Consider the following 14921-nt stretch of genomic DNA (forward strand, 5'->3'; position numbering starts at 1 on the left):
GAGAACATGTGGAGGGTGATACTCATGGATATGCAAACTGATGTGAAATCAAATTCAGTTTCCAGTTGGTTGATTTTACTTTTGGCTGCGGCGTGCGGGCTGATTGCGGCAAACCTGTATTATGCACAGACGGTTATAGGACCAATCGGCGTGACAACAGGGCTTTCCTCTGCTGCTGCGGGACTGATTGTGACGTTAACACAGATCGGTTATGTTATTGGCCTGCTGTTTATCGTTCCGCTCAGTGACATTCTGGAGAATAAGCGACTGGTAACTTTTTGCCTCATCATTCTAGTCGTTGCATTGATTGCCGCTGCCTTCTCTTCCCATGCCGTATTATTTCTGACTGCTTCCCTCGTCATCGGGATCAGTTCAGTCGTTGCGCAAATTCTGGTTCCCTACGCCACCTACCTCACTTCTGAGGAGCAACGCGGACGGGTTGTCGGCAACGTGATGAGTGGTCTACTGCTGGGCATCATGCTGGCTCGGCCAGTCGCAAGTTTTATTACAAGCCTGCTCGGCTGGCAAGCGGTCTTTGTCTTCTCGGCAATCATTATCGTATTGCTTACATTGCTCCTATCACGTGCACTTCCTGCACGTCAGCCACAACCTGCGATGAAGTACGGACAATTAATTCTGTCATTGGGCTCCCTGCTCAAAACATTTCCCATGCTCCGCCGCCGAGCCCTCTATCAGGCCAGCCTGTTTGGCGCTTTCAGCTTGTTCTGGACCACAGTTCCCTTGCAGCTCGCCAATGAGTATGGCATGTCCCAGCAAGGAATTGCCTGGTTTGCACTGGCTGGTGTTGGGGGTGCCATCGCAGCACCTATTGCCGGAAGATGGGCGGATAAAGGTTTAACCCGTATATTAACCGGACTCGCCATGGTCATCGCGGCTGCATCTTTTGGGCTTGCCTATCTGTTCCAGGGTCACTCTACCGCTACCCTTATTTTGCTTGTGGTCGTTGCCATCACGCTGGATATGGCGGTTTCGGGTAATTTGGTGCTGGGACAGCGCATTATCTATTCGTTGAGCGAAGCAAGAGGACGCGTAAACGGGATATTTATGTCGATCTTTTTTGTAGGGGGCGCAATTGGATCATCTCTTGGCAGCTGGTCCTACGCACATGGAGGTTGGAGTCTCACCACACTGATTGGTCTGTTGATGCCTCTACTGGCACTCGTATACTACTTAACGGAAAAGAAAGTTACCGTCGTCAGTAACCCGTAACCATCCTTCCATATGTAAACAAAACAAAGGGCAGAGTGATCTTGAGGATCAGCTTCTGCCCTTTTCTTGCTACATTCACACCAACACAGTCAAATGTGCATTGGCATCGTACTCGACCAACTGCTGCCCCGAACGCAATTTTTGCACCAGATCGGGATTGGCGATAAACGGTCTGCCGAACGCTGCCAAATCAATGCTCGAATTTTGCACTGCCTGTTCTGCGGTTGTTGCCTCAAGATCCCCTACGCCAATGATGATTCCATCCCACTGCTCGCGAATCGCCTCATGAAAATTTTGTTCCCCATCCCAGACTGTGGTGTACCGATCTGTTGAAGGATGTAGGATTGTAATGCCTGTCTCGCGGAACAGATTCAGGTAGGCATTCAGCACTCCAGTCTTGTCTGTCCAGACATAGGAAGGGTCATCATCTTTTTTCTCGGAAAATCGTACCGAAATGCGATCCACGCTGATTTCTTTTTGAACTGCAATAATGATCTCCTGCAGAAAACGCAATCGTCCCTGGATATCGCCTCCGTATTCGTCTGTTCTGTGGTTCGTCTTCTCATTGATAAACTGGTCGATCAGATAACCATGTGCTGCATGCAGCTCAATTCCGTCGAATCCAGCCAGTACCGCATTGCGGGCAGCCGTTTGAAATTGTTGAATGCTATCCTTGATATCCTGCGCACTCATGGCTTGAGGTATCTGATATGGCTTATGCAATTTATGAACTCTTCCTTGAGCCGGGATGCTTGAAGGTGCCAGTGGCAGGGTACCGATCAGATCGGAGTGAGACAGCCTGCCCACATGCCACAACTGAGCGATGATGGTCCCTCCGTGTTTATGGACGGCATTTGTTACCTTTTTCCATGAGTCGGTCTGTTCAGCCGTATATAATCCGGGAATACCATATGTTCCTTTGCCTGCCAGCGAGGGATTAATCCCTTCTGTAATGATCAACCCCACCCCATCCTGGGCACGTCGCTCATAATACGCCACCATCTCTTCCGTCGCGGTCCCATCCTGATCACTGGCAAACCCTCGGGTAAGAGGTGCCATCACCAATCTGTTTCTCAAATGCCACTCGTTGATCGTCACCGGGCTCAGTAATGTAGACATATTTTTCATCACAACTCCTTCTCCAATATCAGCGTTTTGCATGATTCCATGCGCTGTAAAAGCTCTTGATAACGATATTGTAAGCTGGCATATATATATCGTAAAATGATTGATATATATAGATGTATCTCTCATAGAGATACCTAACACTTCATTTCATTACAACTCAGGAGGCCAAAGCCATGGAACTCTCAGATATCGATATTATTCTCGCAGTGGCACGGTCCGGCAAAATCTCACAGGCCGCCAAAGAATTGAATTACGCACAATCCAACGTCACCACACGCATCAAAAAGCTGGAGCAGGAATATCAGGTGCAGTTGTTCAACCGTTTTCCCAAAGGGGTGGTGCTGACTTCCAAAGGAGAACAGTTTGTCCAGTATGCAACACGCATCCGTGACCTGTTAAACGATCTGGAGCAGGATATGACTGATCCCGGTGAGCCTTCAGGTACGTTAAAAATCGGGATTGTGGAGACGGCAGCATCCAGCCGGTTCATGGAAATTCTCAATGAATACCAGGTGACCTATCCCGAGGTCTCCATCTCACTTGTTAATGCCACTTCACCCAAAGTGCTGCGTAAGAAAATACAGGAGTATGAGATCGACGGTGCCTTTATTAGTGGTGCGTGTGTGAAAGAGGGTCTGAAAGTGGAATATGAAATGCAAGACACGGTTCATATCATCTCCAAACGGATGGACGTACCACCCGAAAGCCTGTGTCAGGTTTCGTGGGTCGTTTTCCCAAAAGGCTGCCCATACCGTGAAATTACGGAGGAATATTTGCAGGAAGAAGGTTTGTCTGCTCGCAATATAATTGAAGTCAGCACGATGGATAACCTGCTTAGCTGTGTGGAGTCGGGGGTTGCTTTTACCATTATGCCTTGCAGCGTTATTCACAAGAAACCGGATGAGTTCTCTGTATATGATCTGGCCGAACGATTCACACATACCACAACAACCTTTGTCCGTGGCGAAGATCGATACGTCAGCAGCGCGCTGGATCGATTTGTGAAGCTGCTGAATCAGAAGTGTATTACATTTTGAAATAACATTTCGTTGCTCTCGGGTTATAAGAATTTTTAATATTAGCCGAGCCATACGATGAACGCCTTACAAGAAAATCTTTAAACTCAAAGAGAAGGCAGGCATCCATTGCATTGCACTGCACCTCCTCTCTAACAAATGGGGTGCAGTTCACCATGGGGATGCCTGCCTGTAGCTGTTTTACATTTTATTGTAATGTGAATCCTTAAAATTTACCCGCGCAGTCTGCGGGAACTCAGCGCGTGATGACCATTTTGCAGAAACGTGCTGCGTGTATTTTTCATCAGTTCAATGCGGCGTTCAGCCAGGCGATCCGCAGCAATATACGTTGCGATGCCTTCGGTCCGCGACGTTTCGAAGATTTTCTCCAGATTATTGTAGATCTCTCCAACTTTGCTCCACGCACGATCTGCGTTATAGCCGTTCAGCTCATCCGCAATATTAATTACGCCACCTGCATTGATCACGTAGTCTGGTGCGTATACGATTCCCATTTCATGCAGCTTGTCACCATGACGCGGCTCCAGCAGCTGGTTGTTGGCACAGCCTGCCACAACCTTGGCCTTAAGCTGCTTCAACGTATCATCATTAATTGTACCGCCCAATGCACATGGAGCATAAATATCACAATCCACTCCAGTAATGTCGGCAGGGTCCACCGCCTTTGCACCGAATTGATCCACAGCCTGCTTCACGGAATCCTTATGGATATCGGTAACGATCAGCTGCGCACCTTCTTCGTACAAATATTTGCACAGACGCATCGCCACGTTGCCCACACCTTGTACAGCCACGGTTTTGCCTTCCAGCAGATCCGTGCCGAATGCTTGCTTCGCCGCAGCCTTCATGCCCCGATATACACCCCAGGCTGTTGCCGGGGAAGGATTACCGGAGGAGCCGTAGCTTGGCGATATACCTGTGACATAGTCGGTTTCCTGATAGATCAGATTCATATCTTCTTCTGTCGTTCCCACATCCTCTGCGGTGACATAACGTCCGTTCAGTCCTTGAATGTATCGGCCAAAAGCCCGGAACATTGCTTCATTTTTGTCACGGCGCGGATCCCCGATAATTACAGCTTTGCCTCCGCCCAGATTCAGTCCGGATACAGCATGTTTATATGTCATTCCCCGCGCAAGGCGCAAGGCATCTTCAATGGCAGCTTCCTCCGAAGCATAGGTCCACATCCGTGTGCCTCCCAACGCTGGACCGAGTGTTGTATCGTGAATAGCAATAATTGCTTTTAAACCAGAGGCTCTATCCTGGCACAGTACCAGTTCCTCATAATCGTGATGTTCCATTGCATCAAACCAGCTCATGTGTTAACCGTCTCCTCCAACCATTTTTGCGATCAATTCGCCTTCTTCAGTTCGTCTTCCATCCTCTATTGTACCCATGATGATCAAGTTTGTGCAAAACCACATCACGATGTAACAAAAAGACCTTTCTCTCTTCACAGGGAAAAAGGTTCATTTACTCCAGCATGGAATCGGTAAAAAATCTAGCGACCAGTAATCATGGCAGGGTTTCAACCACGTTGATGGGATGCAGATCCCCTCCCACGGCGAATGAAGCTTGACCTGTCTCTTCCGAGACAACCAGCACAACCGCATCCGTCAGCTCACTTAATCCGAGAGCAGCCCTATGCCGTGTGCCAATTTTCCGTTCATGTGCAATGGCCTGTGACAAAGGTAATACATTACCCGCAGATACAATCTGATTGCCCCGAATCAGCACCGCCCCATCATGCAGAGGTGCACCAGGTATAAACAGCGATTCCAGCAACGCATGCGTGACTCTGGCATCGACTGCAACCCCTGAGTGGATAATTGGTTCAAGCGGCACTTCCCGTTCAATTACAATGAGTGCACCATATCTGCGATCCGACAAATGCTGTACACTGGCAGTCAGTTCGGCAAATTTCTCCGTGAAGGGAGACAGATAACAATCCAGATAAAAGGAAGACGCCAGCACCTCGATCTGCTTGATCTCGGCCCGAATCTCCGCAAATTGGCCCAGCAGACACACACTGTCATGATCAAAGGTGGATAACGTCTGGTTCATTCGATCTGCCACACGATGGAGGTCCCCTTTGAGTTTCTGCCTCATGGTCGAGCTGTCGCAGTCTGCTTGCCGATTCATCATGTTCTTCCTCCTCACCTTGGCATCTCACTCATCATTCATAATTACCCATACGTTTCCCTCTGCTCCGGGCATTTATGCAAAATAAAGCCTGTCCGCAATCGTGGCGGACAGGCTGATTATCCGTATATTTTCTTACTGCTTATCTTACTGAGCTTTGCCGTACGATCCTGCCTTAAACGTTGTAGGATCGTACCATTTGTAGCCTGCAGCCGGTGTAGCCCATGGTTCGGTTTGCGGCTCGGTGGATGAAGCCGGCGCTTCAATTGCAAGCAGACTTGTCGGCGTATCCAATGTCAGTCCAGACACCTGAGACAGACTTGTGTAGCTTTCTTTTACTGCAAGCCATTTCACTGTATTCACAAGGAATACACCGTCATTCACTTCTTTGAAGCCATCATACGTTGTTTTGGCAGCACCTGTTTCTTCACGTAGATATTTTGGAGTAGCATCCTCAACAGGTGAGGAGTCGCCGATAAATGCTGCTTTACCTGCCCCGATCTTGGCGATCGCCGCATAGGCTCCTTCAGCTCGTCCGCCGCCATTGTATACGCCCTGATCTACCGCGTTGCCCCATTTGGAAACCCCACTAGGCACATACACCAGACCTTTGGCTTTGTTCGGGTCAATAATGGCAAGCGTGGAACCTGCATGCATAGCTACTGCGCTAACGCCAGTTGTAATGCCGAACGACTGCGAAGGTGCGACGATATCCGTTGCATTAACATCTCCCAATGCATTGTAGCGGAAACGAATACCGAAGTTGGATGCCAACCAGTCCGAACTGGTCACGCCTTGCATAGCTGGAGATTCAGCTTCTGCTGAAGACATGCCTTTGGCTGGATTCAAGAATGCACCACGGCGATAGCCGTTGAATACTTCGGAGGAATCCCAGCGGTTTTTGTTCCGGTCTGCGTTATAGTGGTCGGCAATAAAGAAGACACTGCCACCATTCTGTACATATTGCAGCAGCGCAGCTTGCTCTGTCGCTTTGAAAGGCACGTTCGCTTCGCCGATAACGAAGACATCATAATCTTTCAATTTATTAAAGGTGATGGCTTGCTCACCGAAGGTATACGGGATGCTGCGATCCAGCTGATCCACGGTAAAGCCTGCGTTTCGCAAACCATTCGCAAAGTCCGAAAATGCCCCATCAATAACCCAGTCCGCAGCCCCGGCTGTCTGAGCATGCGTGTTATCGAATAATACTTTCTTCCCTGTACCATCCGGCAGCGTTGTGCCTGGATCAGGATCAGGATTGGTTGTTCCAGAGGAGAGTGCGATTGAGGTAGGATTCTTAACTCCGGCATAACTGTTATATGCGCCAAGTGTTCCGGTTATGATAACCTTCTGCCCCACAAGATTCGGGTTGGTAGCCAGTCCATATTGCGAGCGGTACGACGCTGGAATCTGCACGTCGAGCAGTTTCGCGTTAGTCTTCTCTGTCGCTGAATCTGCAATCAGGAAGTTAAAATCATTGGCGTAAGGAGATGTAAACTTGGCTGTAAGCGAACCGGTGGCATGTCCAACAATATATCCTTCCACCGTTGCCGTTGCTCCGCCACTCTGGGCAGCGATAGCCTGCGATACCGTAATAGGTGCTGCAGCGGCCTGTACCGGACCTTGTGAACCAGGTTGAAGCAATGCCGTCGCCATCATGATGAAGATCAGGAATGCCCCGATCCAATGCTGCCATATCGCTTTCTTCATACTTGCCTTCTCCTCCTCGTAATTACCTGATAATGGGTTATCCACCTTTAATTTAATCGTTCATATGCTGAATTCCTCTTTCTTTTTGTAAAATGTTTGAAAAAACTTTTGGAAATTCCACCAATTGCCCATACTGTTTAACAAAAGTATCCCAAAGGAGACCTGTATGATGAAGTTTCTTTTTCTTCTGCTCCTGCTGATTGTTCCACTTATTATGGTATTTGTTGCGCTCCGCTCTCGGATGGTGACCCGTGTTTTCCATGTACTTGCCCTGCTCTGCTTCTATAGTGCGGCGACTGTCATTGCCGGAGATGTGTACGCTACGAATGCCCATATGACAACGTTCACCACAGAAATTCACCATTTCCTGTTGAATGGATGGTTTCTTTATCCGTCTGCATACCTGGGTGTGTACGTTCCCTATGTGCTGTGGATGAGCCTTTTTTCGAAAAAAAGTTGAGTACATTCGAGCCTTGGCATTGCATTTTGACATCGTTCATTGCATAATGATAATATAACTGTGATAATGATTATCATTCTTGAGCTTGTCTCAAGTCTTCTGCCTACTGTACATGACTTAACGATTTTATAGATAAAGGGGAACGAACATCGAATGAATACAACTCTGCAAAAGGCTGATCTGCAGCTTGACGATTATTTGGATCTTCTGAACCTGGCAACCAACCTGGGTGACACTAAATGGCAAAAGGAAATTATTCGCAAGCTGGCTTATACTTATCCCGCAGTTGAATGTAAACAACCACAATAGCATGCCTTATACTTACATAGCTCGTAACCCATTCTTTACACGAATCGGTTATTGGGCTATTTTTGTTTTACTATATAATTGAACTAAACATTTACACGAGAAACGGAGAGGACAGAAAAAACCTGAAGAAGCGGAGCTAAAAGCTTTCTGAAAGAAAGCTACATCGGAAGCATACGCTACGCCTTTATCCCCGGATTTTCTCCTTTTAAAAAGGGAATCAAAAAAATCTGGGGATAACAGCGATCGGAAGGTTGTTCTGTCATCGAAGTGGCAAGTGTAACTATTCTTTAGTTCACTTTTTATATAGGAGGGAATAGCTATGCAATTGGAGACCGAACGACTCATCATCCGGGATATTCTGGAGACAGACTGGGAAAGTATACATAGCTACACATCCATGACAGAAGTTACTCAGCATACGGCATGGGGACCTAATACGGAAGAAGATACGCGCGCTTATGTGGAATTTGTGCTGAATTCACAGCAAACGCAACCACGAGAGGGCTTTGAACTGGCGATATGCTTGAAAAAGGAGGGCATTCTGATCGGCGGTGTTGGCCTTCACATCGAAAAGACGAACGCAGAAATCGGTTATGTGCTCAATCCCGTTTATCAGGGAAAAGGGTACGCTGCCGAAGCAGCCCGAGCGATGCTTGGCTTTGGCTTCAATACACTTGGCGTACACCGTATTTATGCGAAATGCCGCCCGAACAACAAGGCTTCTGAGAAGGTTATGCAGAAGATTGGTATGCAGCGTGAAGGTCTGATGCGAGCGCATTGGTTTTACAAAGGGGAATATCATGATTCGTGTCTATATTCGATTCTTGCAAAGGAATATGCAGGTGAGTGAATACCATGGGTATAATGCAGGAGGGCGTTAACACGTCCTCTTTTGTATCATGGATTAGTTATCTTGGATGGGAGTCTCTAGATATAAGAAAACCACCTAATGATTAGGTGGCTAATACTTCTATCGATTCCCGTTACTTCAATGACGCTTCTCTCTGCATGATTTCTTCTAAGATTTTTATACCTGTAGAGTCTATCATCGTTCCTTGTGAAGGCTCTTTTTTTGTAATCCATTTTATGATTTGAGCAAAATAATGATCCATAAGAGAATTTGAGAAAAAAGAATAATTGGATAGCAATACAACTCCTACACGGAGTTCCTTATTGAAAGCTAGATAACTATTAAAACCAGCTGAACCCCCGTTATGCCAGAGGATACCTTTATCTAGAAGATTATCCTCACCCCAGCCAAAATAAAGGTTTGAATTTCCGATCGATATAGGGAGATGACTTTTTTGTAGTGTAGAGGCTATCGGATTATCATCATTTAGATTAGCTTGGACAAATAAACTCAAATCGCTAACAGAGGACTTAATCCCCCCAGCTCCTACATGTATAGAAAGATCCCAATGAGGGACTCTTTTCCCAGATGAAGCATGTCCATTCAAAAACCTGCTATTCTTTTCTGCATCAAGCATAACGGCTGTCTCATTCATCTTTAACGGACTTGTTATATATTTTTTTAACAGTTCGTCATATGTACTCCCTGACACCTTACATAGTATGTATCCCAGTAAACCCACAGCGATATTGGAATATCCAAACGAACCAATGCTATCCGTGTAATCAGCAGTAGATAAAAAAGCAGTTAAATCTTGCTCGGTATACATTGAATAAGGATTCGATCTTTTTTTAGCCAAATTGTGGTTGGTTGCCAATATAGGTAATCCAGAGGTATGAGTAGCAAGGCTTCTCAAGGTAATCTTATTCAAATAATCGTTTTCAACGTTTTGCACAAACTTACCAACACTGTCATCCGAGGATAGCAGTTTTTCTTTTTCCATTTCTAATAAAATTATGGATGTAAAAACTTTGGTTATGGAGCCGATCTCAAATAACTTATGCTCAGGAGGAATCATGCTTTTCTTATTATTATTATCAAAAGAATAGTATTCAACATCTCCCTCCCTAACAATCCCGATAACAAGCTGTAAATGCTTCTTATCTTTTGTGTAATCTGAAACTAAACTTTGTATATCCTTCATAGTAAAAATTACTCCTTTTTATGATTCATTTATTACTCGAATGTTGAAATTACGTTGATCAACCTATTTTGGGTAAACCAAACTATGTATTCGTTTCCAATTCTTGATTTCCTGCCCCGTTAACTGAACCCTCTAAGCTTTTTATTCAATACCACTTCTTCAAGCCGCTCATATCACGCCAAAAAAAGCTGATCCCCGAGTTAAATCGGACATCAGCTTTTTTGAATTCTCCGTAACGACCCCAATCGCCATGGAAGGAAACAACCCAATTCAACTTGATTTCATTACAATCGGCACAACTCTACCGGGCAGCTTGGAAATGTAGGACATCCGCACATGCAGCGCAAGGCTGCCAGGTCACGAATCATCAGCTTTCCATCCACGGTGTCCAGCGTCCCCTGTTCTTTCCAGGCTCCCAACATACGCGTTACACTCTCCCGTGTGGCACCAATCATTTCCGACAACTCGGTATGATTCAGCTTCATGTCGAGCACGATGCCATCCGGCGTAATTCTGCCATACGAGTTGCTGGCACGAATGAGCGTCGATGCGAGTGCACCTGCCTTGCCATAGAGCAAGAGGTCACGGAAACGCGACTGAGTGATACGCTGAGCGAGCGCCATCCATTGCAGGAATTTCAAGGCAAGGTCACCGTGTTTGCTGAGCACACTTTCCAAGTCGCTGAGCGAGATGATCCCCAGCTCCCCTTTTTCTGCCATCTCAGCACTGTAGCTATGGGATAATCCACCGATGCCGCCAAACTCTCCAATTAGATCGCCGGTTTGCTGAATCGATAAAATGATTTCTTTCCCATCCTCAGTCGACTTGGTCAGCTTCACTCTTCCCGAGCGAATGTAGTACAGGTATCCAGCTTCATCGCCTTCCAGAAAGAGACTGTACCCCGACTTTACCCGTTTCGGCTGCATCTTCGCTTCGATCAAGCCCCATTGTTCAGCTGTCACGAACGAAAGGATTCCACCTGTCTCCCGTGTCATCTTGCTCGCCTCCGTCTGTTCTTGTTGTGTCGCCTGGGTTGTTCTTTCTGTAAATACCGTACCCATTACCTTCGTCCCCCTCGGTGTTTCCTTATGTATCCATCATACCGCGAATATAGCGTGGGGGTTATCGGGGGATTACCTGAACCTCACGAAGAAACTCCCTGAATTTGCTGTGAGATAAATCACACTTATGAGGTGCCTTTACGACTCTGCAATCGAAAAAAGCCTTGCTGTTCCCGGCCAGAATACCTGTCCATACACAGGATCAGCAAATTGCAGAACGGAAATAGGGGTTTTCCCTGAATTACAATACGGAAAAAAGGGGCTACAATAGAAGCAGCAGCGAAATACCCTTATTTTAAGATTTCCCTGACCACAGGTTAACGATATTGATATTGATTACACCGTAACGTACGGTATGATTCCAAAAAAGGAAGTGTCCTCTCATGCATGATGAACTGCCATCTGGCATTCAGGAGATGATCGACGGCCTGCGCCTGAGTACCTCCAGCGATTTTTGCGGACTGGCCTGTCTGTCCGGTACGATGCTGCGCTGGAAGTATACATCCGGCACCAGCAACGAACGGGTGAAACGCATGGAGATGCGTCCCGGACAAGATCTGGTTGGCATAGCGCTTCGAACTGGACGCACCGCTCTATCTGATGCACAATCCACCGGGGAGCATACACCCGGCCGTTGCCCGTTAATGCTTGCGGAGCGGTTGGTATGTGCCATAGCAGTGCCTGTTTTCCAGCAAGGAAGTGTTCCTGGCGCAGTATTGCTCCTTGGCAGCAGATTACCCTGCACGTTCTCACCGGAGATGGTCCGTCAGACCGAACAGGTCGCTATACAGCTGCAGCCAAAAGTGTACGGATAAAGACAGCTGTCTGGAATACGCTAAAAAGTCTTGTTATTTCCTAATGGGAGTAACAAGACTTTTTTTGATTATGGTTTATTCTTAGTTGGACAAGCGTTAATTAGTCACTTTGCCATCACTACTCTGTGTACGTCGACGTCTCTCTCACAGATTGATATAATCGAGTCCATACATCGATATGTTCAAGATAGAACATACGGCTAGGAGGCTACAGATATGCTTGTACTGACAAATGCCAGTGTGATTCCTTGGGAAGCTGCACAGCATACCGGATTTATTTCCATAGAATCTCCTTCCCTGGTGACTTGTACAGCCACGGTGAACTTCCAATATGGGCAGGTACATGGCGTTTTACATAAAGGCCAGACCCTTTTCCTCTATCCCCCATGCTCCCTGGAGCTTATACATACTCCGGCTTCTGCCTTCACGGTATATCATATAGGCTTTCTGGAATACGGATTAACGAAAGAGTCCCATGAGAAGCGTGTCTATGAACTTACATCAGAGAACTTGCCTGCACATGGGTCAAAGACTGGAGCCAGTTCACAAGGGTTCCGGATTCTTGCCATTATCCAGGAACTTATCGACAAACGTTCAGGTAGCATCCAGACCGAAGAAGCCCGATCCCATTTTCTACTGTGTGAGCTGCTTGAGTTATTCAGGCTGGCGGTGAAACCTGCCACAGAAATGGTGGACAGTGTAATTCGGGATGCTCTTTACTATATTAATCATCACTATGGCGATCATCTCACCCGGGAAGACATTGCCCGCATGACCGGATTTAACGCAAGCTATTTCTCTAGATTTTTTCAAAAACAGGTGGGGCGCAGCTTCCAGGCTCATCTGACCCGAGTTCGGATGGATAAGGCAAAGCAATACCTCCTATCCACACAGGCCACATTGAATGAAATTGCCTTGCTGGTAGGCTATGCTGACGGTTTATATTTAAGCCGCAAGTTTAAGCAGTCCACCGGGATCAGCCCAAGTGAGTATCGATTGCAGCCACGTGCGAGACGGATTGCAACGGTTCAGTATACAGGGGATCTGCTTGCCCTCGGCGTTCAACCCGTTGCGGCCTCCTTTCTTCCCTGGGCCCTTTCTCCATTGATCCGGGATAAGCTGCATGACGTAATTGATCTGGATGAACATGGCGTGGAAGAATTACTGCGCGCTGAACCGATTGATTTGATCATCGCACCAGATTATCTGTACTACTTGCCACACAAGCTTGAACAACTTGAACGTATATCCCAGGTTATTGTTCTCCCTTGGAACCAACTGGATCGACTGGAGACGGTCCGTCTGATTGGCCGAATTGTAGGACGAGAACAGGCAGCTGAAGATTGGATCGAACACTACACAACACGGGCCAGAACCGAATCTGATCGAATAAAAGATTTTATAAAACCCGGAGAAACCGTTGGTCTGTATGAGCTGTGGGAAGACGGCACCATTTGTATCTGGAATGCAACCGCCAGAGCAGCCTATAACGTGTATTATGGACTTCATCTTACTCCCCACCCCAACATCCTCCGTGATGTTTTGGAACCTGACAATCATCAATACATTGAAGAAGACCAATTAACAGAATATGCAGCAGATCATATGTTTCTTGTTCTTCCGGCACATGAAGGTGGCCTGTATCACGATTCAGCAGATAAACTTAGCGAGCGCCCGGGCTGGCGCAAGGTTATGAATAACGGAAATCGTCGCATATACCCTCTGCAACTGGAACAATTCTGGTGTAATGATGCCTTGTCTCTGGAGAAGCAACTTGAACTTATGGTAGACATCCTGATTCGGGAGAATAGCGTTAAGGACAGGTAACATTTGTCCATGCTCAATGGGTCACATTTTGAGATAGACGATACTTGTACACAAAAGCTACGATACATAGGAGGTTTTATTGAGAAAGATAATCATTATTGATTGGGGAGAAGCAGAATGACAGGGGTTAAATCAAAATGGTGGGCCGGGCTCATAATCCTTTTATTTGTGATAGGAATTATTGGCTGCTCAGGTCAAGCGGAAGAAACGACAGAAAATAAAGCCTCCGCACCTGCCGTAACAGAAGAACAACCAGCGACCAGCGAAGCAGAAACACAGGTCATATCGACGGTTAACGGAGATGTTGAAATCCCCGTGAATCCTAAGCGTATCGTTACGCAAGGTTACCTTGCTGATTTTCTGGCACTTGGCGTCAAGCCTGTAGGCGCGCCAGATTATGAGCTGGAAAGCCCGTATGTGCTTGATCTCGTTGAGGGCGTGGCAGACATTGGCCGGATTGACGGCGGATCAGTAGAGAAAATTTTGGCACTTCAGCCTGACCTGATCATTACTGTAGGTGGAGATGAGAAACTGAATGAGCAATATCGTAAAATCGCACCGACACTCATCATCCCTTACGGAACATACGACAATGTTCATGAGGAAATCACCGCTTTTGGTGAAATCATTAACAAACAGAAGGAAGCGAAAGATTGGTTATCCCAATTCGAAGTAAAAGTGGAGGCCGCCAAAGAGTCCATTCAAGGACTGGTCAAAGAAGGCACAACCTTCTCCAACTTCAGTCTGTTCGGCAAAGAATGGTACGTCAATGGTGATGGTGTCAATCGCGGTGGACAGGCCATCTATCAACAGCTCGGACTGAAAGCACCAGACATTGTACAGAAAGAGCTCATTGATCAGGATAAAGATACCGTAGCGATATCCGAGGAAAAGCTTGCAGATTACGCAGGTGACTATATCTTCCTGGATTTGTCCAACGGAGGTTCACTGGATGAGGGCTCAGCGGTTTGGTCATCCCTGGACGCCGTGAAGAACAATCGCGTGTTCAAACTTGACGGAGAACGCTTCTGGCCCTATGATCCACTTGCCGTGGAAGCACAGGTTCAGGAAATTGCAGACATGATTAAGGAGCGTTTCGGTAAAACAGAGAACTAAAGTTTAATTCCTCTTGTGCATATACAGAGAAA

The 14921-nt window shown here is 46.8% G+C and carries 14 protein-coding genes; 7 read left to right on the forward strand and 7 right to left on the reverse strand.

What is annotated here, in order from left to right:
* The first annotated feature begins 30 nt into the window (after positions 1-30).
* Positions 31-1230: an MFS transporter gene (locus ACR1R9_RS25400; protein WP_433923654.1), complete on the forward strand. Its 1200-nt coding sequence runs from the start codon at positions 31-33 to the stop codon at positions 1228-1230.
* A 75-nt stretch (positions 1231-1305) separates the two neighbouring features.
* On the opposite strand, the gene ACR1R9_RS25405 is transcribed toward ACR1R9_RS25400, so the two are convergent.
* Positions 1306-2349: an alkene reductase gene (locus tag ACR1R9_RS25405; RefSeq protein ID WP_433922393.1), complete on the reverse strand. Its 1044-nt coding sequence runs from the start codon at positions 2347-2349 to the stop codon at positions 1306-1308.
* 182 nt (positions 2350-2531) lie between these two features.
* Here ACR1R9_RS25405 and ACR1R9_RS25410 point away from each other — a divergent pair, with 182 nt between their 5' ends.
* Positions 2532-3395 (forward strand): LysR family transcriptional regulator, encoded by an 864-nt coding sequence (locus ACR1R9_RS25410; RefSeq protein ID WP_175382073.1) that lies wholly within the window; start codon positions 2532-2534, stop codon positions 3393-3395.
* A gap of 212 nt (positions 3396-3607) precedes the next feature.
* On the opposite strand, the gene ACR1R9_RS25415 is transcribed toward ACR1R9_RS25410, so the two are convergent.
* The 4 genes from ACR1R9_RS25415 to ACR1R9_RS25430 form a co-directional block, all read right to left on the reverse strand.
* Positions 3608-4714 (reverse strand): Glu/Leu/Phe/Val family dehydrogenase, encoded by a 1107-nt coding sequence (locus ACR1R9_RS25415; protein ID WP_400348532.1) that lies wholly within the window; start codon positions 4712-4714, stop codon positions 3608-3610.
* Between the two features lie 196 nt (positions 4715-4910).
* A complete protein-coding gene (gene cdaS, locus ACR1R9_RS25420) occupies positions 4911-5540 on the reverse strand; it encodes a sporulation-specific diadenylate cyclase CdaS (protein WP_099858713.1) in 630 nt (209 codons plus the stop codon).
* 144 nt (positions 5541-5684) lie between these two features.
* The gene (locus ACR1R9_RS25425; RefSeq protein ID WP_433923653.1) at positions 5685-7196 is read right to left on the reverse strand and encodes a DUF6359 domain-containing protein; all 1512 of its coding nucleotides are present in this window, start codon (positions 7194-7196) and stop codon (positions 5685-5687) included.
* Positions 7197-7299: 103 nt separating this feature from the next.
* A complete protein-coding gene (locus ACR1R9_RS25430; protein ID WP_145921940.1) occupies positions 7300-7581 on the reverse strand; it encodes a hypothetical protein in 282 nt (93 codons plus the stop codon).
* 279 nt (positions 7582-7860) lie between these two features.
* Between ACR1R9_RS25430 and ACR1R9_RS25435 the strand changes: the two genes are divergently transcribed.
* Together ACR1R9_RS25435 and ACR1R9_RS25440 are read left to right on the forward strand one after the other, a co-directional pair.
* Positions 7861-8016, forward strand: coding sequence for a hypothetical protein (locus tag ACR1R9_RS25435; RefSeq protein ID WP_162842450.1), 156 nt, complete (start codon positions 7861-7863; stop codon positions 8014-8016).
* 319 nt (positions 8017-8335) lie between these two features.
* Positions 8336-8866 (forward strand): GNAT family N-acetyltransferase, encoded by a 531-nt coding sequence (locus ACR1R9_RS25440; RefSeq protein ID WP_433922392.1) that lies wholly within the window; start codon positions 8336-8338, stop codon positions 8864-8866.
* Positions 8867-8999: 133 nt separating this feature from the next.
* Here the strand turns inward: ACR1R9_RS25440 and ACR1R9_RS25445 are convergent, their stop codons facing one another.
* The gene (locus ACR1R9_RS25445; RefSeq protein ID WP_433922391.1) at positions 9000-10070 is read right to left on the reverse strand and encodes a serine hydrolase domain-containing protein; all 1071 of its coding nucleotides are present in this window, start codon (positions 10068-10070) and stop codon (positions 9000-9002) included.
* Positions 10071-10354: 284 nt separating this feature from the next.
* The gene (locus ACR1R9_RS25450) at positions 10355-11131 is read right to left on the reverse strand and encodes a Crp/Fnr family transcriptional regulator (protein WP_246318069.1); all 777 of its coding nucleotides are present in this window, start codon (positions 11129-11131) and stop codon (positions 10355-10357) included.
* A 383-nt stretch (positions 11132-11514) separates the two neighbouring features.
* Between ACR1R9_RS25450 and ACR1R9_RS25455 the strand changes: the two genes are divergently transcribed.
* The 3 genes from ACR1R9_RS25455 to ACR1R9_RS25465 all read left to right on the forward strand — a co-directional run bounded on the left by ACR1R9_RS25455 (position 11515) and on the right by ACR1R9_RS25465 (position 14889).
* On the forward strand, positions 11515-11946 hold the full coding sequence (locus ACR1R9_RS25455) for a GAF domain-containing protein (protein ID WP_326064266.1): 432 nt from the start codon (positions 11515-11517) through the stop codon (positions 11944-11946).
* A gap of 216 nt (positions 11947-12162) precedes the next feature.
* A complete protein-coding gene (locus tag ACR1R9_RS25460; protein WP_433948866.1) occupies positions 12163-13773 on the forward strand; it encodes a helix-turn-helix domain-containing protein in 1611 nt (536 codons plus the stop codon).
* Between the two features lie 168 nt (positions 13774-13941).
* Positions 13942-14889 (forward strand): ABC transporter substrate-binding protein, encoded by a 948-nt coding sequence (locus ACR1R9_RS25465; protein WP_433922388.1) that lies wholly within the window; start codon positions 13942-13944, stop codon positions 14887-14889.
* Positions 14890-14921: the final 32 nt, after the last annotated feature.

The sequence above is a fragment of the Paenibacillus taichungensis genome (genome assembly GCF_050994985.1).
Taxonomy (GTDB): Bacteria; Bacillota; Bacilli; order Paenibacillales; family Paenibacillaceae; genus Paenibacillus; species Paenibacillus taichungensis.